Raw genomic sequence first — 20,774 nt, 5'->3', positions numbered from 1 at the left:
TGGGATAACCGTCCCATCCGTGGACAGCCGGTGGGAGACCCTGGGATAACCGTCCCATCCGTGGACAGCCGGTGGGAGACCGCGGGACAGCCATCACGTCCGGGTGACGCCGGGTGTGGGGGGCCGTACGGCCCCCTACAGTCGTGGGGTGAGCAACATGGAACGTGACCCCCGCGAACTCCGCTGCGCCGCCGACGGCGGTGACCGGAGCGAGGTGCTGACCGGACGCGAGGTACCGCTGGGCGGCCCACGCGCGATGCGGGTGAGCAGGACGCTGCCCGGCGTGCACCGGCGGATGATCGGCGCCTGGTGCTTCGTCGACGCCTACGGCCCGGAGCCGGCGCTGATGCGCGTGCCGCCCCACCCGCACACCGGCCTGCAGACGGTGACCTGGCTGCTCGCGGGCGAGGTGCTCCACCGCGACAGCGTCGGCAGCCTGAGCACGGTGCGTCCCGGCCGGCTCAACCTGATGACGGCCGGGCGCGGCATCTCCCACTCGGAGGAGTCGCCCGGCACGACGCTGCACGGCGTGCAGCTCTGGGTGGCCCTGCCGGAGGCCCACCGGCGCACGGCCCCCGCCTTCGAGCACCATGCCACCCTGCCCGTGTTGTCCGGCCCGGGCTTCGACGCCACCGTGATCATGGGCACGCTCGGCGGCGTGACCTCCCCCGCCACCACCTACACCCCGCTGGTGGGCGCCGAGGTGACGGTCGACGGCACCGGCGAGGTGCCCCTCGACCCCGCCTTCGAGCACGGGCTGCTGCAGCTCGACGGGGAGGTCGAGCAGGCCGTGCCCGGAGCGCTGCGCTACCTGCCGCCGGGCGCCGGCACGTTGCCGCTGTCGGGCCGCGGGCGGGTGCTGCTGATCGGCGGCGAGCCGTTCGGCGAGGAGATCGTCATGTGGTGGAACTTCGTGGGGCGCTCCCACGAGGAGATCGCCGCCTTCCGCAAGGAGTGGGCGGAGGGCGAGGGCTTCGGCGCGGTCGAGGGCTTCGACGGCGAGCCGCTGCCGGCCCCGGCGCTGCCCTCCATCCGCCTGAAGCCGCGCGGACGGGTACGCCCGGAGACGCGCTAGTAGACCGAGATGTGCGGATGGTCGAAGTGGTTGGCCGTCGTGCCGCCGCGGTTCGACATCGTCCGCCAGGTGCCCGTCCTGGCGTGCCAGATGCGCTGGCGGTAGATGATGTACATGATCCCGAGGCGCCGGGAGTTCTTGATGGCCCACTCGGCGATCTCGTAGCCGCGCTTGACCTCGGCCGCCGACGGCATCGCGCCGCCGTGGCTGAGCATGAAGTCGCAGGCGCGGCCGAGCGGGTGCTCGCCGCCGTCCTGGATCGTCCGGTAGCAGCCGATCCCGTACGGCACCACGAACCGCTCCTTGATCAACGTCTTGACCAGGCGCATGCGGGGGGTGATGTTCTCGGAGCCGTCCGGGAGCTGCGGCACCCACGTGCCGTCCGGACGCCGCACGCCCGGGGCCGTGTAGAGCTTGTCGATCCGGTCCCTGATCTTCTCGATCAGCTTCTCGGCCTTCTTCTTGCGCCCCTCCAGGTCGGCCACCGCGGTGCCGAGCTCCTCGGCGCGGGCGGCGGCCTCCTGCTCGGCCTTGAGGCGCTCGTCCCTGACCTTGGCGTAGCCGCGCAGCCGGGCGTCCTGGACGTCGATCAGGTGGCGGCTCAGCGCCAGGCGGCTCAGCAGCGCGTCCGGGTTCTGGCTGCCGGTGAACAGGGCGATCTGGTTGGGTTCGCCGCCGATGTACTGGGCCACGGCCAGCGTCCTGAGCTGGAGGGACTCGCGGTCGTAGACCTCCTGGGCGGCGGCCAGCCGCTCGCGCGCGCTCTTCTCCGTCTTCTCGGCCTGCTGCTGGGCGCGGCGGCTGTTGTAGTACTCCTCGATGAGCCGGTCCGACTCCTTGCTCAGCGCGGCCAGCTCCTTCTTGAGCTGCTTCACCGAGGGTTTGGGAGCCGCGCGCCCGGCCGAGGCGTTGCCCGCCGCCATCGGCGGCCCGGCGATCGTGGCGACCATGGCGACGAGCACGGCGAGCACGGCCCGCGCCACGTGGCCCACGGCGGAGGAGGCGACCGCCACTGTCCTCCTTAGCCTGAGCCGCAGGGCAGGTTCCGGTCAGGAGCTAATCAGAGTCCGGGACGCCCTCTTTCCGACGCTGATAGTAGGGGATCAAGCATCATTCCCCGCAACTCATGACTTTTCCTGACTACGTGATTTTCGTGCGCGTCTGACCGCGATACGGCCTCCGAGCAGGGCAGATCCGGGCACCACGAGGATGCCGAGCAGGCTGGAGCCCAGGCCGACGTCGAGGTCGGCGTCCAGCAGCCCGCCCCCGCCGCGGCCGAGCAGCGAGCCGCCGAGCGACAACCCGACCGAGACCGACAGGAGCGGTTCGTGGCCCTTGGCGGGCGGCTTGGCGGAGGGCTCCGGGGCGGGGGCGCTCGTGGCGGGCGGTCTGGGAACCGGGCCGCCGGTGGCGGACTGCCGGGTGGATGTCGGCGACGGCCGCGTGGACGGCGGCCCCGAAGGCGGCTCCGACTTCGGGGGCACAGAAGGCGGCCCGGACCTGGGCGGCCCCGACTCCGACGGCCCGTTGGTCGGCCTCGGCGGGCGGCTGTTCGGGGCCTTCGTGACGGGCGGCGCCGGAGGCGCGGACGACGCGGGCCCCGCGGTCGGCACGCCGGGCACCGTCGGCACGGTCGCCGCGGTCGGATCTCCGCTGGGCCCGGCCGTGGCCGTCGAGGACGGCGGGACCGTCCCTGACCCGCTCGGCACGGGCAGCTCCGGATCGGGTGAGACGGGCGGCGTCGTGAACGAGCTCTCCGTGGACTCCGGCGGCATCGCGATGCCGCTGCCGGGCGAGGGCGAGCCGCTCCAGATCACGAACGTCGACGCCACCGCCGCCGCCGTCGCCAGCACCAGCCCGCCGGTCACCGCCAGCTTGGCCGGCGGTCCCAACGAGCTGCGCACCACGCTGGTGCCCGTCGCGACGCCGTTCTCCGCACCGCTCCTCCCGATGATCCCGCCGCCGAGGCCCTCGCCCATCCCTCCGCCGGTCCCGGCCGACGGCAGCAGCGCGGCGAACGGCATCGCCAGCACGGCCAGGCCGGACCGCCCGCGCAGCTCCCATCCCGCGCCGTACGTCCCGCGTGCCACCTCCTCCAGCTCGGCCAGGAACGCCTCGGCCGAGGCCGGCCGGTGGGCGGGGTCCTTGGCCAGGCCGTGCTCGACGAGCCCGCGCAGGCGTCCGTCCACGTGCTCCAGCGGGGGCGGCATGTGCTGATGCTGGAAGGCCAGGGCGGCCAGGTTCGCGGCGGTGAACGGGCGGCGGCCGGTGAGGCATTCGTAGAACACCAGGGCGGCGGCGTACACGTCGCAGGCCGGGCCGGCCGGGGCGTCCTCCCACTGCTCGGGGGACATGTAGGCGGGGGTGCCGGCCAGGGCGCCGGTCTCGCCGAACCGGGTCGCGACGCCGAAGTCGACCAGCTTGCTGTCGCCGTCCGGGGTGACGATGACGTTCTCGGGCTTGAAGTCGCGGTGCGCCACCCCGCGCCGGTGCGCCTCGGCGAGGCCGAGCAGGGCCCCCTTCAGCAGGGTGAGCGCGGCCTCCACGCCGGTGCCGCCCTCGGCGGCGATCAGGCGGCGCAGCGTGACGCCGTCGACCAGCTCCATCACGATCGCGGAAGTGCCCCCGGCCTCGACGTAGTCCAGCAGGCGGGCGGTATGGGGGCTGTCGATCTCGCCGATGACCCGTGCCTCGGCGCGGAAGCGGGCGGCGAACTCGCCGTCGGCGCGCAGAGACTCGGACAGGTGCTTGATCGCGACCGGTAAGCCGTCGGAGTCACGGACGGCGAGCATGACGCGGCCGGTTCCTCCGTGACCGAGTTCCCGGATCTCCGTGTAACCGGGAACAGCCATGTCGGGCCTCCTGACCGGATAAAGATCCTTATGTCAGGACGCTAGCCGAAGGTAACAGGCCGTGTCGAGTCCCTTCGCTGGAGTAACCGACCCCCTGTCCCAATCGGTATTTTTCCTACTTCCTATAGTAGGTCCGTGGCTCTCACCGATCATCTGCGCGAATGGCTCGGGGCCTGGCCGCCCACGGGAAACCTCGACGTCACGGGCTCGCCGCTGCGTACGCTGCCCGCCTGGGACGGTCGCGTGCACCCGGCCGTCGGCGTCGGCACCCCGGAGGGGGCGGTGTTGTCGGTGCCGCCCGAGCACGTCGCCCGGGTACGCGCCGCGCGGACGCTCCGGGAGATCCCCGGGCTGATCGGATATGGGGATCGCGGCTGGTTCGACGCCGTCTTCCGGTGGACCACCGACCCCGCGCCCCTGCCCGACGCCGGCGAGTGGGTCCCGGCGACGGACGAGGCCGTCCCCGGATGGCTGCGCGTGTTCGGCGGCGAGGTGCTGGTGGCCGTGGACCCCGAGACCGGCGAGCATCTGGCCGGGGTGGGCATCAAGCGGCACGACCGGTTCGGCCGGGAGCTGTCGGTGGTGACCGCGCCCGAGGCCCGGGGGCGCGGCCTGGCCAGACGGCTGGTGGCGCAGGCGGCGCGGCGGGTGCTGGACGAGGGCGCGGTGCCGACGTACATGCACGCGGTCAGCAACACCGCCTCGGCCGCCGTCGCCAAGGCGGCGGGCTTCCCCGACCTCGGCTGGACCGCCTTCGGCGTCGCCGAGAACTGACCCACCGCGCCAAGCCGCGCGAAGGGACCACCGGCCGCGGGGTCAGGCGGCCGGGATGGCTGGGGCCGGGGGTCAGGCGGCCGGGATGGCTGGGGCCGGGGTCAGGCGGCCGGGATGGCTGGGCGGGGGGTCAGGAGGGTGCGGATGTTGCGGGCGGCGGTGCGGCCCGCGCGGTTGGCTCCGACCGTGCTGGCCGAAGGCCCGTAGCCGACGAGTTGCAGCCGCGGCTCCCGGACGACCCGCGTCCCGTCCACCTTGATGCCGCCGCCCGGCTCCCGCAGACGCAGCGGCGCGAGGTGGTCGAGCGCTGACCGGAAGCCGGTGGCCCACACGACGACGTCCGCCGCGGTCTGCCGCCCGTCCGCCCACTCCACGCCGTACGGGGTGAGGCGGCGGAACATCGGCAACCGCTCCAGCGCCCCCTTGGCCATCGCCTCCCGCACGACGACGCTATAGCCGAGCCCGGTGACGCTGACCACGCTCTGCGGCGGCAACCCGGCCCGAACCCGCGCCTCCACCAGGGCGACGGCCTCGCGTCGGGCGTCCTCGCCGAAGTCGTCGCCCCTGAAGACGGGCGGCCGCCGGGTGACCCAGACGGTGCCGGCGGCGACCCCGGCGACCTCCGACAACACGTGCATCGCCGAGGCCCCGCCCCCGACCACGACCACCCGCCGACCGGCGAACGCCGCCGGCCCGCGATAACCCGCGTAGTGAAGCTGCTCGCCCAGGAAGTCGCCGGCCCCCGGGTAGTACGGCCAGTACGGACGGGTCCAGGTGCCGGTCGCGTTGACCACGGCCCCGGCCGCCCACTCCCCCGCGTCCGCCGCCACGACCAGCCGCCCGTCCTCACCCTCCCGGACGGCCGTCACCTTGACCGGCCGCAGGACCTCCAGCCCCACCCGCCGCTCGTAGTCTCCGTAGTACTCCGGGACGACCTCCGCCGCCGGCCGGTCACCGGCCGCCGCCACCCCGTCCGGCACGCCGGGCAGGTCGAAGATCCCGTGCACCTTGTCCATGGTCAGCGACGGCGACCGATGCCGCCACGCGCCCCCGGGCCCCACGGCCGCATCGAGCACGGTCGTCCCGATCCCGAACCGTCGCAGGAAGTACGCGCTGGACAGCCCCGCCTGCCCGGCCCCGATCACCACAACCTCGGTCGTCTCCACGGTCGAGTGCAACCCCACACACCCGCCCGCTCTTCCCACCCAGCCGTCCCAGCAGCGGCACCCCAGCCGACCCGCAGCGGCGCCCGGCCGGTCCAGTGGCGACACACGGCCCCTCAGGCAGCGACGCCGGGGCCGTTCCTGCAAACGACGCCCGGCCGGTCTGGTGGCGACACCCCACCGGATCAGGCGGGTGGCGGCTCCGTCAGCGCCGTGGCGAACAGAGCGCGGTGGCGCAGGATGTGTTCGCGGTCGGCGCCGTACAACACATCGTCGCCGCGGGCGATGTGCGCGGCGAAGGCCTGGTCCCCCGCCGCCGCGCGCTCGTGCATGTGCCGTACGAGGTGCGCCAGCCGATCGGCGGCGGTGGCGGGCAGCGCCGGACGGTCACCTTCGGCCAGGCCGTAGGCGTCGGCGAACAGTCGCAGCCTGCGTGCCTGCTCCTGCACTGGGTCGGCCCCGTCGTGGCGGGGATCGCTCAGCGGGACGAACCGGTAGGCGGCGTAGGCGACGTCCCACACACGCGGCCCCGGGTGGGCCGTGTCGAAGTCGATCAGGGCCACCGGCCGCCCGTCGCGGAACACGCAGTTGTACGGCGCTACGTCCCCATGGCAGATGACCTCGGCGGGTTCGCGCGGCGGGAAGTACCAGTCGGCCCCGGTGGTGGACCGGAAACCCTCGGTGGCGTCGTGATAGCGGCGCAGCAGTCGAGCGACGTTGCCGAGGGCCTGGTCGGAACGGGCGTAGGCGGGCAACGGATCACCGGGCACCTCGCCGGGGACGAAGTCGAGCACCTCCCGGCCCTGAGCGTCGATCCCGTGCCCGGCCGGCGCGCCCGTGAAGCCGCAGGCGGCCAGGTGGGCGAGCAGCGCGTGCACGGCCGGCGTCCAGGGGCCGGTCGGCCGGCGCACGGTGGCACCGACCCGCACCACCAGGTTCACACCGCCACCGGTCAGCGGCTCCCCATCACACCAACCACCGGTCAGCAGTTTCTCGTCACCCTCGGACACGCCCGCCATCCTCGCATCCCGGCGCGCACCGGCCACCGCCGTCGAGCCCCGGCCCCGCCGGGAGGGAGGCGTCAGCGGGGTCTGAAGGCGACGGCGGTCGTGGAGGCGATCGCTGTCACCAGGACCACCATGACCAGGACCGTGCCGAGCGGGTTCTTGCGTCGCGGCGGCGCCTGGACCTGCTTGACCCGCTTGCGCACAGCGACCCTCGGGGTGGGCTTGGGCGTCGGCGTGACTTCCTGGACGGGCACCCGCACCGGAGGGGCCACGCGCACCGGCCGGGGCGTCGGATGGTGCACCGGCCTCGGCGTGTGCGGCGGCGGAGTGGGCGGAGGCGTGGGGCGCGGTGTCGGCCGTGGCGACGAGCGAGGCGGCGGAGGCGGAGGCGGGGACGGCGGCGGGGACGGGCGGACGTCGCAGTCGCCCACCTCGACGCTGCCGCTCGGCCCGTACACGCACACCGAGCCGGGACCGATCGACACGCGCGGCGCGGGGACGCCGGTACGCGGCGCCCGCCCGCCGGGCCGGATCGCCTCCGAAGTCGGCGCCGACCCCCGCGGCTCAGGATCGTCCCAGATCTGCGCGCCCGGCACCGACACGCGCGGCCCCGGACCGTCCTCCCGGATCTGCGCGCCCGGCACCGACACCACCGGCCCGGTACGGCCGTCGTGCCCCCGCCCGCCGTGGATCGTGATCCCCGGGCTCGGGAGCTGCGACGGACGTACGCGCACGGTGCCGGAGGCCGGGGATTGCAGGTCGGCCGCCGCCGGGCCGGCCGCGCTCGCGGCGAGCAGAGCGGCGGCCAGCAGCAGCGGCGCGCGCCTGACGCCCACGGTCACATTCCCCCGGCGATGCGGGAGAACTCCTGCAGCGCGCCCTGGAACGCCTGGGGCCCGACCGCCAGCGGCCCGGCGAAGGCGTGGGAGATGTCCCAGGTCAGATAGGTGCCGAAGCCGAGCATCGCGGCCATCGCGAGCAGCGGCAGAACCGCCAGGCCGCGTGGCCGCGCGCCGGCCAGGTAGGGGAAGACGACGACCAGCAGGCCGGTGAGCACGGTCAGGAACAGCAGCCCCTGGGGCGGGGTGGCGGCGGCGTCCATCGAGCGCTGGGACCGGGCGGCGGCGATCGCGGCGACGCGTTCGAGCACGGCGTCGCGGGCGTCCTTGTCGTCGTCGGTCTTGGCGGCGACGGCGCTCACCCGGCTGCGCATGGCGTCGAGCCGGGCGGCGCCGACCGGGTCCATCCGGCCCTCGGCCATCAGCGGCCACTCGTCTCTGACCACGAAGGTGACGTAGTCGCGCAGCGCGGTGCGGACCGTCTGCTGAGCGGTGCCGGGCAGGTCGGCCGCGGCCCAGTAGGCGTCGATCGCGGCCTGGCTCTCGGCCTGGGCGTTCTGGCGGGCGGCGTCGGCCGTGGTCCACGGCACGATGATCGCGATCGCGAACACCAGCAGGAACAGGGCCGACAACATCGACCCGGCGTGACCGGCCGAGACCCCGTCGGGCTCGGCATCCTCGCTGCCCTTCTTCGTGAGCCGGAACACCAGCGCGGTGAGCGCCACCACGCCCACGGCCGCCACGATCGAGAGCGTGTACGCCCACATGAAGATCTCCCAAATCTTCTCGAATACACAGTGTTACATGACTATCACACTATGCAACGCTGGTGTCAGCTACCGGCAGGTAAAGTCGCGGCAAGCGTGTCGGCCGCCGAGAGGTCGGCGGAGGACACAGCCGGGGGCGGCCCAGGGAGGTCGAGAACCTGCTCGCGCAGGGGTCCGGGGCGGCGCCGCCGCTGGACGGATCGTTGATCATGACCGGGTGTTCTGACCAAACGTCCAGCCGGTCGGTGATGATCCAGAAAAATGGTGACTATGGACGGCGTGAATCTCAACGGCCGTAAATTCGTGATGGTGAGCTCGACGGCGAGCGCGGTGGACCCCGATAGCCCGACGGAGTTCCAGTACTGGGAGGCCGACGGCGTGGTGTGGGGCAGCTACACGGGCGACACCGTGACCCACGGCCGCTTCGTCGGGACGCGCGACGGCGCCGACGTCTCCATCTCCTACGCCCACGCGCTCAAGGCGGGCGGCAAGGCGGGCGGCCAGAGCAGCAGCCGCGTCGAGCAGGGTGAGGACGGGCTGCTGCGGCTGGTCGAGGAGTTCCGGTTCGACGGCGACGACACGCTGCACGTCAGCGTGTGCGCCGAGGTCCCGGCCTCCTGACCGGCCCTCCGACGGGAAGCCGGAAGGCCGGGGGCCGATCGGCCGGAAGCGGACGACGCACCGCCCACCCGGCCGCCCGGCCGCCCCGCCACCCGGCCGCCTCGGCGCAGGGCCGGCGCCCAACCGTCCTTGCGGAAGGCACCGCCCGGCCCCGTTACGGAAGGCGACGCCCGGCCCTCCTCACGAAAGGCAGCGCCCGGCCCCCTCATGGAAGGCGGCGACCGGCCCTCCTTGCGGCAGGGCGGTGGCTAGCCGTCCTTGCGGAGGGCGGCGCGTCCCTCGGCCGCGCCGACGAAGCGCATCTTGCCGAGCGGCACGTCCCCTTGCGTCTCCTGGGGCGTGCGGCGCGCGGGACGGGAGGCGTCCCGGTCGGACGGCAGCACGTACGGCCGCCTGAGCACTTCGTCCAGGATGAACACGGTTTCGGTGGCCTTGACCGCCGGGATGTTGGCCAGGCGGTCGGTCACCATGGTGTGCACGGCGGCCACGTCGGAGACCCGTACCTGGATCATGGCGTCGTGCTGGCCGGTGGTGATCGCGCAGTACTCGACCTCGGGCATCCGGGCCAGTTCGGCCCTGAACTGCTTCCACATCTGCTGGCGCACGGTCACGAAGATCAGCGCGGTGATGCCGAGCCCGGCGCGCACGTGGTCGATCTCCGCGGTGAAGCGCTTGATCGCGCCGTCGGCGCGCAGCGCCTCGAAGCGCGTGTAGGCGTTCGCGCGGGAGATGCCCACCCGTTCGGCCAGCGCGGCGACCGAGATCCTGCCGTTCTCGCGCAGGACCTCAAGGATCTTCATGTGGACGTCGTCCAGCTCGAGACCGATGCCGATCCGTCCAGGCTGACCGCTGCCGCTGGCACCATTTCTGGAAATATCACTCATCATTACACCTCGACCATTTATATCCGTCTCGCGGACCGCACATGACCTGGACGTTCTGCCGGACAATCCTCGACATCCTTCTCCCGAACGTCCAATTTGGAGGACCCCATGGCGACCCGCTCGCAGACGGCGGCAGTGCTGCTCGCCGGTGCGCTCGCCCTCGCCGCCTGCGGAAGCGGCGGCACCTCGCAGACCCCGGCGGCCTCCGGTGGCGGTGGGAAGACGCTCGTCATCGACACGTCGTTCGACCTCAAGACGGCCGACCCCGGCCGCACCTACGAGCCGACCGGGCTCATCGTCGGCAAGGCCGTCTACGAGACGCTGCTGACCTTCGACGGTTCCGACGTGACCAAGCCGGTCCCGGCGCTGGCCGAGTCCTACGAGCTGAGCGAGGACGGCAAGACGCTGACGCTCAAGCTCAAGAAGGGCCCCACCTTCGCCGACGGCTCGCCGATCACCGCCGACGACGTGGTGTTCTCGCTCAACCGCGTGCGTGACATGAAGGGCACCCCGTCGTTCCTGCTGGACGGCGTCGAGGTGGCCAAGACCGACGACTCGACGATCACGCTGACGTCGAAGGCGCCGAACCCGGCGCTGCCCTACATCCTGCCGAACCCGGCGCTGGGCATCCTCAACAGCAAGGTCGCCAAGGAGCACGGCGCGACGGCCGACGCCCAGGACAAGGCCGAGCAGTACCTGAACGCCTCCTCGGCGGGGTCCGGCCCGTACACGATCGAGTCGTTCAACGTGAGCAGCCAGGTCACGCTCAAGGCGAACCCCAAGTACTACGGCACCAAGCCGGCCTACGACAAGGTCGTCATCCGCAACGTCGAGGCCGCCACGCAGAAGCTCAACGTGCAGCGCGGCGACAGCCAGGTGGCGCTGAACCTGTCCGGTGACCAGGTCACCAACATGCCCTCCACCCTGCAGGTGAAGAAGACCGCCTCGGCGAACGTCATCTTCCTGCTGGCCAACCAGGACTCGGGCGTCAGCAAGACCACGCCGAACGCCAAGTTCGTCGAGGCCGTGCGCAAGGGCGTGGACTACGCGGGTCTGCTGGAGCTGGCCGGTGAGGGCTCGACGCAGGCGCCGGGCGTGATCCCGTCGCAGCTGCTCGGCGCGCTGCCGCCGGAGCAGGCGCCCAAGCGGGACGTCGAGGGCGCCAAGGCGGCCCTGGCGGCCAGCGGCGTGTCGAACCCGACCGTCAAGCTGGAGTTCCCGAGCGAGCTGACCGTCAACGGCCTGTCGTTCCAGCCGCTGGCCGAGCGCATCCAGGCCAACCTCAAGGAGGTCGGCATCACGGTGGACCTCCAGCCCGCGCCGGTGACGACCGCGCTGGACAACTACCGCAACGGCAAGGAGGAGATGGGCCTGTGGTACTGGGGCCCGGACTACCCGGACCCGAGCGACTACCTGGCCTTCGCGCCCGGTAAGACCGTGGGCCTGCGGGCCGGCTGGAAGGAAGGCGCGGCCAAGGAGATCGAGGCCGCCGCTGACAAGGCCGCGACCGCGATCGGCGACGAGGCGCGCAAGACGGCCTACGCCGACCTGCAGACCAAGCTCAACACCTCCGGTCCGTTCGTGCCGCTGATCCAGCCGAGCCAGAACATCGTGTCGGCCGGGTCCGTGACGGGTCTGGAGTACCACCCGGTCTGGACCGTGGACGTCGCCGACCTCGGCGCGAAGTAAGGAGACCGGCAGGTGTCCGACAACCTGGGCGCGGCGGGCTCACCGCCGCGCCCCGGCGCCGGCTCCCCGGTCGAGGCGGCCGCCGCGGGCGCGCGGCGGCGGGGGGTGCACCCGCTGGCGCGCTTCCTCATCCGGCGCATCCTCATCGCCGTGCTGCTGGCCTGGGGCATCACGCTCGTCACGTTCCTGCTGACGAACCTGGTGCCCGGCGACCCCGTGGCCGCCAACCTGGGCCAGCGGGCGCTGGGCGACCCGGCCATCGTGGCCCAGTGGCGGTCCGAGCACGGCCTGGACAAGCCGCTGTGGCAGCAGTACGCGATCTATCTGCAGGGCCTGGTCCAGGGTGACCTGGGCATGAGCCAGCAGAGCCACCGCCCGGTCAGCCAGGACCTGGCCGAGTTCGTCCCGGCGACGCTGGAGCTGGCGGGCGCGGCGATCCTGATCTCGCTGGTGCTGGGCGTGGCCTTCGGCGTGGTCGCCGCGCTGCGCAGGGACCGGCTGTCCGACCACGTGCTGCGGCTGGTCAGCCTGGTCGGCATCTCGGTGCCGACGTTCTGGCTGGCGCTGGTGGCGTTCTACGTGTTCTTCTTCCGGTTGCAGATCACGCCGGGCAGCGGCCGCGTGGACGCGGCGCTCGGCTCGGCGCCGGCGGTGACCGGGCTGCAGACGGTCGACGCGCTGCTGGCGGGCCGGTGGGACATCTTCACCTCCGCCGTCGGCCATCTGATCACGCCCGCGCTGGTGCTGGCGTTGTACACGATCGGCCTGCTGACCCGTTTCACCCGTTCCGCGGTGCTGGAGGTGCTGGGCCAGGACTACGTCCGGGCGGCCCGCGCCAAGGGGCTGCCGGGCCGGGTGATCCTGTTCAGGTACGTGCTGCGTTCGGCGCTGGTCCCGATCATCACCGTGGCCGGTCTGGCCTTCGGCAGCCTGCTGTCCGGCACCGTCCTGGTCGAGGCGATCTTCGCCTGGCCCGGCGTCGGCCAGTACGCCTACAAGAGCGCCACCAGCCTCGACCTGCCCGCCGTGATGGGCGTCGGCCTGGTCGTGGGCGTGGTCTACCTGGTCATCAACCTGATCGTGGACGTGCTGTACGGCGTCATCGATCCCCGAGTGAGGCTGCAATGAGAGGCAAGGGGCTGCTGGGCAGGCTGCCCGAGGCGTGGCGGCAGCCGCTGGCCGTCGCGGGCGCCGTCCTGGCCGTGGCCTGGCTGGTGATCGCGCTGGCCGCGCCGTGGCTGGCGCCGCACGACCCGCTGGCCCAGGACCTGCCGCGGCTGGCGCCCCCGGGGCCCGGCCACTGGTTCGGCACCGACCAGCTCGGACGCGACATCCTGAGCCGCGTCATGTACGGCGCGCGGGTGTCGATCCCGCTGACGTTGCTGCTGGTCGTGCTGTCGGTGCTGGTCGGCGGCCTGCTGGGGGCGTGCGCCGGGTACTTCGGCAAGTGGGTCGGCGAGACGATCATGCGGATCGCGGACCTGGTGTTCGCGTTCCCGACGGTGATCCTGGCCATGGTGGTGGCCGCGGCGCTGGGCGCGAGCCTGGGCAACGCGGTGCTGGCCGTGCTGGTGGTGGCCTGGCCCGCCTACGCCCGCGTCACCCGCGGGCTGGTGCTGGGCGTGCGCGAGCGGGAGTTCGTGCTGAGCGGGCGGCTGCTGGGCTTCTCGGTGTGGCGCTCGCTGCGGGTGGACGTGCTGCCGAACGTGACCGGCCCGATCCTGGTGCTGGCCACGCTCGACATCGGCACGGCGCTGCTGCTGCTGTCCGGCCTGTCGTTCCTGGGCCTGGGCGCCAAGCCGCCGTCCCCCGAGTGGGGCGCGATGGTGGCCTCCGGCGTGGAGGTCTTCGACAGCTGGTGGGTGGCGACGTTCCCCGGCCTGGCGATCCTGACCGTGGTGCTGGCGTTCAACTTCCTCGGCGACACGCTGCGGGACGCGCTCGACCCGCGGACGGCCCGCGCGATCAAGGAGCGTGCGTTGTGACGCTGGACATCACCGGCCTGAAGGTGTCGATCCACGGCAAGGAGATCCTGCGCGGCGTCGACCTGAAGCTGGCCGCCGGGCGCGTGCACGGCCTGGCCGGCGAGAGCGGGTCGGGCAAGACGATGACCGGCCTGGCCGTGCTGGGGCTGCTGCCGCACGGCGCGCGCGTCTCGGGCCGGATCGGGCTCGGCGAGCGGGACCTGCTGACGCTGCCGCCCAAGGAGCTCAACCAGGTGCGCGGCGGCGAGGTCGCCATGGTCTTCCAGGACCCGGCGACCAGCCTGCACCCGATGCTCACGATCGGCCGGCAGCTCACCGAGCACATGCGTCACCACCTGGGCCTGGGCAAGGCCGAGGCGAAGGCGCGGGCGGTCGAGCTGCTGGGCAAGGTGCGCATCCCGGGCGCCGAGGAGGCGTACGGGCGTTTCCCGCACCAGTTCTCCGGCGGCATGCGGCAGCGCATCGCGATCGCCGTCGCGCTGGCCTGCTCGCCCAAGGTGCTGATCGCCGACGAGCCGACCACGGCGCTGGACGTGACCGTGCAGGCGGGCGTGCTGCGGCTGCTGCGCGGGCTCTGCGACGAGCTGGGCCTGGCGGTCCTGCTGGTCACGCACGACCTGGGCGTCATGTCGGCGGTCGCGGACGAGGTGAGCGTGATGAAGGAGGGCCTGGTCGTGGAGACCGGGCCGCGCGGGCGGGTGCTGCGCGACCCCGAGCACCCCTACACCCGCGCGCTGCTGGACTCGCTGCCTGATTCTGCTTCGGACGTGGAGGGCTGATGCTGGACATCGAGGACCTGGTCGTCGAGCACCGCTCCCCCGGGCGTCCGGTGGTGCGGGCGGTGGCGGGGGCCAGCCTGACCGTACGGGCCGGCGAGGTCGTGGGCCTGGTGGGCGAGTCGGGGTGCGGCAAGTCCACCCTGGCGCGGGCGGTCTGCGGGCTGAACCCGGTCACCCACGGGTCGATCGCGTTCGAGGGGCAGCGGGTCACGCCGCTCGGCCTGCGGCGCAGGAAGCTCACGGGCATCCAGATGGTGTTCCAGGACCCGTACGCGTCGCTGAACCCGCGGCGCCGGGTGGGCGACCAGATCGCCGACGGCCTGCGCACCGCGGATGACACCCGTACCGACCCGGCCGACCTGCTGGAGCGGGTGGGCCTGCCGCGCGAGTTCGCCGGACGGCACCCCCACGAGTTCTCCGGCGGCCAGCGGCAGCGCATCGCGATCGCCAGGGCGCTGGCGGCCCGGCCCCGGCTGCTCATCGGCGACGAGCCGATCTCCGCGCTGGACGCCTCCGCCCAGGCCCAGGTGGCCCGGCTGATGCGCGACCTCGCGGTGGACTCCGGGGCCGGGCTGCTGTTCATCAGCCACGACCTGTCGGTGGTGCGGCTGATCGCCGACCGGATCGCCGTCATGTACCTCGGCAAGATCGTCGAGGTGGGCGCGACGGCCGAGGTGTGGGACGACCCGAAACATCCGTACACCAGGGCGTTGCTGGGGGCCATCCCCAAGCCGGACGGCATGGGCGTGCTGCCCGCCGAGCTGGCCGGGGACGTGCCCGATCCGGCGAACCCGCCGGGCGGCTGCCGGTTCAACCCGCGCTGCCCGCTGGTGATGGAGGTGTGCCGCGAGAAGGAGCCGGACTTCGGGCCGGTCGCCTGCTGGCTGCACGAGCCGGCGTGAGCCGGAGCCACGCCGCGCGGGTGGCGGCCGTGCGGCGGGCGATGGCCCAGGAGGGCATCGACGTGCTGGTGTTGCGGCCCTCGCCCGACTTCCGGTTCCTGAGCGCCTCCCCCGGGGCCACCTCCCCTGAGGGCGTCCTGCCGGAGGACGGCTCGCCGGACGGCGGCGCCGGGCCGGGCGTGTTCCTCGTGGTGACGGCCGAGGCGATCGTCGAGACCCGCGACCCGGCGGGCCTGGTGCCCGCCTCCGCGCGCCGGGTGGGGGTGGACCCGGAGATGCGGGCGAGCGAGCTGTTCCGGCTGGCGATCGCCGCCGAGCTGGTGCCCGCCTCCGCGGTGCTGGCGCCGCTGCGGCTGCGCAAGGACCCCGCCGAGCTGACGGCGCTCGGCCGGGCGGTCGCGGCGGCGGAGGCGGTGCTGGCGCAGGCGGCCGAGCTGGCCTGGTTCGGCGCGACCGAGCGGGCGATGGCGCGCCGGCTGCGGCTGCTGGCCCTGGAGTCGGGCTGCGAGGAGGTGATCTCGCTGCGCGTGTCGGCGGGCGAGCACACCGCGCGGCCCGAGCACGTGCCCGGCGGGCGCGTGATCAACCCGGGCGACGCGCTGCTGGTGTCGGTGTGCGGCCGCTGGGACGGCTACTGCGCCGAGGCGGGCCGGGTGTTCGCCGTCGCCGAGCCGCCGGAGGACTACGAGGCGATGTACTCGGTCGTGCTGGCCGCCCACCGCGCGGCGCTGGCGGCGCTGCGGCCGTCGGTCCCGTTCGCGGAGCTGGCCAGGACGGTGCACGAGGTCATCGACGCCAGCGGGTACGGCCGCTTCGCCGCCCCGCACGTGGGCCGGGGCGTGGGCCTGGGCCACGACGAGGGGCCGCGGGCCGGCGAGGACGCGGTGTTCGCCCCCGGGATGACGGTCTGCCTGGAACCGGCCATCTACGTGCCCGACCTGTTCGGCGCGCGGGTGGCCGACGTGGTGGCCTGCACGGCCGCCGAGCCGGTGCCGCTGGGCACGCGGCCGCACACCCTGCACGTCCTCGACCGCTGAGGCGGCCTGCGCTTACGCTGGGTGACGACGATCACCGGGGGGCGTCGTGGATCAGTTCGTGCTGCTCATGCTGGTGCTGCTGGGCGCGCTGGTCACGGTTCCGCTGGGTGAGCGGCTGGGGCTGCCCGCGCCGGTGCTGATGACGCTGCTGGGCATCCTGCTGGCGGTGCTGCCGTTCGTGCCGAACGTGGACATCCCGCCGGGCATCGTGCTGCCGCTGCTGCTGCCGCCGCTGTTGTACGCGGCGGTGCGGCGTACGTCCTGGCGGCAGTTCGCGGCGAACTGGCAGCCGATCTTCCTGCTCGCGGTGGCGCTGGTGTTCGTGACGACGGCGGCCGTGGCAGCCACGGCGCACGCGCTCGTCCCCGGCCTGCCGCTGGCGGCGGCGGTGGCGCTGGGCGCGCTGGTCGCGCCGCCCGACCCGGTGGCGGCCACGGCGGTGGCCGGGCGGCTGGGCCTGCCGCGGCGCATGGTGTCGCTGCTGGAGGGCGAGGGCCTGTTCAACGACGTGACCGCGATCGTGCTCTACCACGTGGCGGTCGCGGCGGTCGTCACCGGCGTGTTCTCCTGGCCGGGGGCGCTGGGCGAGTTCGTGTTGTCGGCGGGGGTGGCCGTGGCGGCGGGGTTCGCGCTGGGCTGGGCGGCCGGGAAGCTGATGGCGCTGCTGGGCGACGCGACGCTGCAGGTGGGCCTGTCGCTGGTGGTGCCGTTCGTCAGCTACGCGGTGGCCGACGAGCTGCGCGGCTCGGGCGTGCTGGCCGTGCTGACCACCGCCTTCTACCTCAGCGACCGCATGTGGGACGCCGACGACGTGTTCGGCAGGTTCGCCTCGTCCACGTTCTGGCAGGTGGTGGACACGCTGGTGACGGGGGTCGCGTTCGGGCTGATCGGGCTGGAGCTGCACACGGTGTTCGGCACGGTCCACGGCCGGTTCGGCGAGGTGCTGTGGTGGAGCGCCGCCGTGGTGGGCGTCGTCGTGGTCGTCCGGCTGCTGTGGCTGCTGCCGGCCGCGTGGCTGGCCAAGAAGGGGCGGCGCGAGGACACCGAGGTGCCGATGAGCTGGCGCGAGACCGTCGTCATGTGGTGGGCGGGCATGCGCGGCGTGGCGTCCGTGGCGCTGGCGCTGGCCATCCCGCTGCGCATCCATGACGGGCGGCCGTTCCCGCAGCGGCCGGTGATCGTGTTCATCGCGTTCGCGGTCATCCTGGTGACGCTGGTGGTGCAGGGGCTGACGCTGCCGTGGCTGGTGGCGCGGCTCGGCGTCAAGGCCGACACGGCGGCCGAGCGCGATCTGGAGAAGCGCCTGGCGATCCGGGCCGCCCACGCGGCCAAGCGGCGGCTGCGGGAGATCGACGAGGCCGAGGACCTGCCCGAGGAGGTGGTCGAGCTGCTGGGCCGGCGCATGATGGACCTCGGGCTGCGGATCAGCCCCGAGGCCGCCGACGACGAGCGGCGCGAGGCGTTCGAGCAGCGGGCGCGGCGGGCCCGGCTGGTGCGGCGGGTGCAGGAGGAGATGATGTCGGCCGCCCGGCAGGCGGTGCTGGACGCCCGCCGCGACCCGCGGACCGACCCCCAGGTGGTCTCCCGGGTGCTGCGCGCCCTCGACGCCCGGAGCATGCGCTGACCAGCCCCGATCCGTCCACCGGAGGGTTGACGGTGTGTGATCGGGGGCCGCAGAGGGTAGTCATTTCCATATGCTGCGGATCGGCACGCTGGGCGCCGCCCCGTCGGTCGGCGTCGTGGCCTGTGGCTGGCACGACAGCGGTCCGGGCCCCTTCACCACCGGCATCAAGCTGATCTACACGCTCGGCGGCCCGCTGCCCGAGCTGCCCGGCCTGCGGATCGGGTCCGGGGCGCTCATAGGCGCCGAACAGATCGCCGCCGCGCTGCTCCAGGGTCTCGACGTGGTGATCACCGAACCCGCCTGCCCGGCCGCGCCCGTGGTGGCGGCCGGCATGTGGCACTACGGCTGGACCAGGCGCGACGTGTCGGCCCTGGCCGGGGCGACGGTGGCCGGTCTGGCGCTGGCCACGCAACCGGGCGCGTGCGTGGCGGAGATCGGGCGCGACGGCGCCGGCTCCATCGACGGGCAGATGCCGGCCGAGTCGGTACGGGCCCGCGTGGCGGCGGCGTTCTCCGGCGGCCGGTACCGCACACCGGAGGTGACGGTGCCGCTGGAGGCGGTGCGGCTCAGCGAGGACACGCCGTGCCGGATCCGCATCGCCCGCACCCCCGGCATCGTCGTCTGAGGCTCACGGGGGGCTGTGGGGCTCGGCGACGAAGAACCGCCGGCCTTTGGTGGCCCGGCACGAACCCTGATGTCGCCGCATGTCGTACGGTCGCCAGGGAGCACCTGCGCGCCGACCGAGTTGGAGAGAGTGTGAAGATCACAGGAGTAGAGCTGCGCCGGATCGCGATGCCGTTGGTGGCGCCGTTCCGCACGTCGTTCGGCACCGAGACGGCCCGGGACGTCCTGCTGGTCAGGGTGGTGACCCCCGACGCCGAGGGGTGGGGCGAGTGCGTGGCCATGTCCGAGCCGCTCTACTCCAGCGAGTACGTCGACGGCGCCGCCGAGGTGATCCGCCGGTTCCTGCTGCCCGCCCTGCCGCCGGCCGTGGACGCGTACGGCGTCGGCCGCGCCCTCGAACCGATCAAGGGCCACCGCATGGCCAAGGCCGCGCTGGAGACCGCCGTGCTGGACGCGCAGCTGCGGGCCGCCGGCGAGTCGTTCGGCCATTTCCTGGGCGCGGCCCGCGACCGGGTGCCGTGCGGGGTGTCGGTGGGCATCATGGACTCGATCCCGCAGCTCCTCGACGCCGTGGCGGGCTACGTCGAGGAGGGGTACGTCCGCATCAAGCTGAAGATCGAGCCCGGCTGGGACGTCGAGCCGGTGCGCGCGGTGCGCGAGCGCTTCGGCGACGACCTGCTGCTCCAGGTGGACGCGAACGCGGCGTACTCGCTGGCCGACGCCCGCCGGCTGGCCCGGCTCGACGCGTTCGACCTGCTGCTGATCGAGCAGCCGCTGGCCAACGACGACCTCGTCCAGCACGCCACGCTGGCCCGCCAGCTGCGCACGCCGATCTGCCTGGACGAGTCCATCGAGTCGGCCGAGCACGCGGCGGCCGCCATCGCGCTCGGCTCCTGCTCGATCATCAACATCAAGCCGGGCCGCATCGGCGGCTACCTGGAGGCGCGGCGCATCCACGACCTGTGCCGGGCCAACGGCATCGCGGTGTGGTGCGGCGGCATGCTGGAGACCGGTCTCGGCCGGGCCGCGAACGTGGCGCTGGCGGCGCTGCCCGGGTTCACGCTGCCGGGCGACACCTCGGGGTCGCGCCGCTACTTCGCGACCGACGTGACCGAGCCGTTCGAGCTGGTGGACGGCCATCTGGAGGTGCCCACGGGGCCGGGGCTCGGCGTCGAGCCGATCCCGTCGGTGCTGGAGGAGATCACGACGTCCACGGAGTGGATCCCGCTGTAGGGCGCCCGTCCTGGAGGGCGGGGCCGGCCGGGGTCGCGGGACCCCGGCCGGCGCCCTGCGGGTCAGGCCCGGGTGAAGCGCAGGCGCAGGGTGGCCGGGGCGGCGTGCAGGTCGTAGCGGGGCAGGGCGCCGGGGCCGCAGGTGGCGGTGCCGATGCCCTGCTGGGCGAGATCCAGGTGGAGGTGCACCCGGTCGCCGGGCACCAGGTCCGGACGGTGGCGGGCGGCCTCCAGCTCGGCGGTGCTCCACCGGCGCGCGGTCAGCCCGAACGCCGGCTCGCCCGCGACCCGGAACCCGGGCGTCCCGGCCGGCCCGCCGAGCTCGGCCCAACGCACGTCGGCGCGGCGGCCGTTCTCCTGCGGGTAGACGTAGGGCGTCTGGAGGTCGTCGATCGTGGCGCTCCAGCGGCCGACGCGGGCGGCCATGCCGGTGTCGGGGTAGGCCTCCCCCGGCCCCCGGCCGTACCAGGTGACGTGGGTGAGCTCGCCGGGCAGCGCCAGATGCACGCCCAGGCGCGGGATGGGGTCGCGCCACTCGCCCTCGGGCTCGACGTCCACGGTCAGTTCCAGGGCGTCGCCGGAGGGCGCGGTCCACGTCCAGGCGACGCGCATGCCGAGGTCGGTGGCGGCGGGGGCGACCCTGGTCTCGACGGCGAGTCCGTCACCGGTCCGCACGCCGTCCACGCGGTGGGTGAGGCGGTGCAGGCCGAGCTCACGCCACCTGCGGCCCAGGCCGCCGTAGCGGTCGTTGTCGGTGGGGGCGCGGTAGAGGTCCAGGCGCGGGCCTTCGACGTCGAGGCCGAACAGGCGCAGCAGGCGGCCGGTGCGCGGGTCGAACTCGCCGCCGCCCAGCCTCAGCCGCCCGCCGGACGTCCGCGGCCGGGCCCCCGCACCGGCGGCCGCGGGCACGGCGGGGCTCG

At 73.6% G+C, this 20,774-nt stretch carries 21 protein-coding genes; 13 read left to right on the top strand and 8 right to left on the bottom strand.

Translation table 11 applies throughout. The features are described 5' to 3' along the window. Positions 1-157: 157 nt before the first annotated feature. Entirely contained in the window at positions 158-1,075 is a 918-nt protein-coding gene (locus AB0J71_RS41475) for a pirin family protein (RefSeq protein WP_364419603.1), read from the top strand. On the opposite strand, the gene AB0J71_RS41470 is transcribed toward AB0J71_RS41475, so the two are convergent. Both AB0J71_RS41470 and AB0J71_RS41465 read right to left on the bottom strand, forming a co-directional pair. Further along, positions 1,072-2,088, bottom strand: a complete 1,017-nt coding sequence (locus tag AB0J71_RS41470) for a hypothetical protein (RefSeq protein ID WP_364419601.1) — start codon at positions 2,086-2,088, stop codon at positions 1,072-1,074. The two genes, AB0J71_RS41475 and AB0J71_RS41470, sit on opposite strands and share 4 nt — an antisense overlap. A 111-nt stretch (positions 2,089-2,199) precedes the next feature. Continuing rightward, positions 2,200-3,927 (bottom strand): protein kinase, encoded by a 1,728-nt coding sequence (locus AB0J71_RS41465; protein ID WP_364419599.1) that lies wholly within the window; start codon positions 3,925-3,927, stop codon positions 2,200-2,202. A 135-nt stretch (positions 3,928-4,062) separates the two neighbouring features. Here AB0J71_RS41465 and AB0J71_RS41460 point away from each other — a divergent pair, with 135 nt between their 5' ends. Beyond that, on the top strand, positions 4,063-4,701 hold the full coding sequence (locus tag AB0J71_RS41460; protein WP_364419597.1) for a GNAT family N-acetyltransferase: 639 nt from the start codon (positions 4,063-4,065) through the stop codon (positions 4,699-4,701). 101 nt (positions 4,702-4,802) lie between these two features. On the opposite strand, the gene AB0J71_RS41455 is transcribed toward AB0J71_RS41460, so the two are convergent. The 4 genes from AB0J71_RS41455 to AB0J71_RS41440 all read right to left on the bottom strand — a co-directional run bounded on the left by AB0J71_RS41455 (position 4,803) and on the right by AB0J71_RS41440 (position 8,477). Then, positions 4,803-5,867: an NAD(P)-binding domain-containing protein gene (locus tag AB0J71_RS41455; RefSeq protein WP_364419595.1), complete on the bottom strand. Its 1,065-nt coding sequence runs from the start codon at positions 5,865-5,867 to the stop codon at positions 4,803-4,805. 182 nt (positions 5,868-6,049) lie between these two features. Next, positions 6,050-6,874 carry an aminoglycoside phosphotransferase family protein gene (locus AB0J71_RS41450; RefSeq protein WP_352325345.1) on the bottom strand — a complete coding sequence of 275 codons (825 nt, stop codon included), beginning with the start codon at positions 6,872-6,874 and terminating at the stop codon, positions 6,050-6,052. A 71-nt stretch (positions 6,875-6,945) separates the two neighbouring features. Then, entirely contained in the window at positions 6,946-7,707 is a 762-nt protein-coding gene (locus tag AB0J71_RS41445; protein ID WP_352325344.1) for a hypothetical protein, read from the bottom strand. A gap of 2 nt (positions 7,708-7,709) precedes the next feature. Beyond that, complete coding sequence (locus AB0J71_RS41440) at positions 7,710-8,477, bottom strand: hypothetical protein (RefSeq protein ID WP_352325342.1); 768 nt, start codon at positions 8,475-8,477, stop codon at positions 7,710-7,712. Positions 8,478-8,747: 270 nt separating this feature from the next. Between AB0J71_RS41440 and AB0J71_RS41435 the strand changes: the two genes are divergently transcribed. Then, positions 8,748-9,098: a hypothetical protein gene (locus tag AB0J71_RS41435; RefSeq protein WP_352325341.1), complete on the top strand. Its 351-nt coding sequence runs from the start codon at positions 8,748-8,750 to the stop codon at positions 9,096-9,098. A 248-nt stretch (positions 9,099-9,346) separates the two neighbouring features. On the opposite strand, the gene AB0J71_RS41430 is transcribed toward AB0J71_RS41435, so the two are convergent. Beyond that, the gene (locus AB0J71_RS41430; RefSeq protein WP_357987270.1) at positions 9,347-9,898 is read right to left on the bottom strand and encodes an Lrp/AsnC family transcriptional regulator; all 552 of its coding nucleotides are present in this window, start codon (positions 9,896-9,898) and stop codon (positions 9,347-9,349) included. Here AB0J71_RS41430 and AB0J71_RS41425 point away from each other — a divergent pair, their 5' ends adjacent. The 10 genes from AB0J71_RS41425 to menC all read left to right on the top strand — a co-directional run bounded on the left by AB0J71_RS41425 (position 9,899) and on the right by menC (position 19,855). Beyond that, a complete protein-coding gene (locus tag AB0J71_RS41425; protein ID WP_352325338.1) occupies positions 9,899-10,027 on the top strand; it encodes a hypothetical protein in 129 nt (42 codons plus the stop codon). A gap of 63 nt (positions 10,028-10,090) precedes the next feature. Continuing rightward, positions 10,091-11,671, top strand: coding sequence for an ABC transporter substrate-binding protein (locus AB0J71_RS41420; RefSeq protein WP_352325337.1), 1,581 nt, complete (start codon positions 10,091-10,093; stop codon positions 11,669-11,671). 12 nt (positions 11,672-11,683) lie between these two features. Continuing rightward, positions 11,684-12,799 (top strand): ABC transporter permease, encoded by a 1,116-nt coding sequence (locus AB0J71_RS41415; RefSeq protein ID WP_364419593.1) that lies wholly within the window; start codon positions 11,684-11,686, stop codon positions 12,797-12,799. After that, on the top strand, positions 12,796-13,656 hold the full coding sequence (locus AB0J71_RS41410) for an ABC transporter permease (protein ID WP_352328927.1): 861 nt from the start codon (positions 12,796-12,798) through the stop codon (positions 13,654-13,656). Before AB0J71_RS41415 ends, AB0J71_RS41410 begins: the two co-directional genes overlap by 4 nt. After that, positions 13,653-14,435, top strand: coding sequence for an ABC transporter ATP-binding protein (locus AB0J71_RS41405; protein WP_352328929.1), 783 nt, complete (start codon positions 13,653-13,655; stop codon positions 14,433-14,435). Before AB0J71_RS41410 ends, AB0J71_RS41405 begins: the two co-directional genes overlap by 4 nt. After that, complete coding sequence (locus tag AB0J71_RS41400) at positions 14,435-15,337, top strand: ABC transporter ATP-binding protein (RefSeq protein ID WP_364419591.1); 903 nt, start codon at positions 14,435-14,437, stop codon at positions 15,335-15,337. The genes AB0J71_RS41405 and AB0J71_RS41400 overlap by 1 nt, the downstream gene beginning before the upstream one ends. Then, a complete protein-coding gene (locus AB0J71_RS41395) occupies positions 15,334-16,374 on the top strand; it encodes a M24 family metallopeptidase (RefSeq protein WP_364419588.1) in 1,041 nt (346 codons plus the stop codon). The genes AB0J71_RS41400 and AB0J71_RS41395 overlap by 4 nt, the downstream gene beginning before the upstream one ends. A 46-nt stretch (positions 16,375-16,420) precedes the next feature. Continuing rightward, positions 16,421-17,998 (top strand): Na+/H+ antiporter, encoded by a 1,578-nt coding sequence (locus AB0J71_RS41390; protein WP_364419586.1) that lies wholly within the window; start codon positions 16,421-16,423, stop codon positions 17,996-17,998. A gap of 70 nt (positions 17,999-18,068) precedes the next feature. Further along, entirely contained in the window at positions 18,069-18,623 is a 555-nt protein-coding gene (locus tag AB0J71_RS41385) for an acyclic terpene utilization AtuA family protein (protein ID WP_352328936.1), read from the top strand. A 131-nt stretch (positions 18,624-18,754) separates the two neighbouring features. After that, positions 18,755-19,855, top strand: coding sequence for an o-succinylbenzoate synthase (gene menC, locus AB0J71_RS41380; RefSeq protein ID WP_364390462.1), 1,101 nt, complete (start codon positions 18,755-18,757; stop codon positions 19,853-19,855). A 62-nt stretch (positions 19,856-19,917) separates the two neighbouring features. On the opposite strand, the gene AB0J71_RS41375 is transcribed toward menC, so the two are convergent. After that, the coding region (locus AB0J71_RS41375) for a beta-galactosidase small subunit (RefSeq protein WP_364419585.1) at positions 19,918-20,774 on the bottom strand (857 nt) is incomplete at its 5' end.

Source organism: Nonomuraea sp. NPDC049637 (assembly GCF_040675235.1).
Lineage (GTDB): Bacteria > Actinomycetota > Actinomycetes > Streptosporangiales > Streptosporangiaceae > Nonomuraea.
Note: the sequence above shows the minus strand (reverse complement) of the source record. Positions and strands in the feature narration are given on the sequence as shown.

Excerpts from the sequence above, each read along its gene's own strand:
- AB0J71_RS41440 (WP_352325342.1), bottom strand. The coding sequence starts at position 8,477 with ATGTGGGCGTACACGCTCTCGATCGTGGCGGCCGTGGGCGTGGTGGCG.
- AB0J71_RS41475 (WP_364419603.1), top strand. The coding sequence starts at position 158 with ATGGAACGTGACCCCCGCGAACTCCGCTGCGCCGCCGACGGCGGTGAC.
- AB0J71_RS41420 (WP_352325337.1), top strand. The coding sequence starts at position 10,091 with ATGGCGACCCGCTCGCAGACGGCGGCAGTGCTGCTCGCCGGTGCGCTC.
- AB0J71_RS41385 (WP_352328936.1), top strand. The coding sequence starts at position 18,069 with ATGCTGCGGATCGGCACGCTGGGCGCCGCCCCGTCGGTCGGCGTCGTG.
- AB0J71_RS41435 (WP_352325341.1), top strand. The coding sequence starts at position 8,748 with ATGGACGGCGTGAATCTCAACGGCCGTAAATTCGTGATGGTGAGCTCG.
- AB0J71_RS41465 (WP_364419599.1), bottom strand. The coding sequence starts at position 3,927 with ATGGCTGTTCCCGGTTACACGGAGATCCGGGAACTCGGTCACGGAGGA.
- AB0J71_RS41400 (WP_364419591.1), top strand. The coding sequence starts at position 14,435 with ATGCTGGACATCGAGGACCTGGTCGTCGAGCACCGCTCCCCCGGGCGT.
- AB0J71_RS41430 (WP_357987270.1), bottom strand. The coding sequence starts at position 9,898 with ATGAAGATCCTTGAGGTCCTGCGCGAGAACGGCAGGATCTCGGTCGCC.
- AB0J71_RS41410 (WP_352328927.1), top strand. The coding sequence starts at position 12,796 with ATGAGAGGCAAGGGGCTGCTGGGCAGGCTGCCCGAGGCGTGGCGGCAG.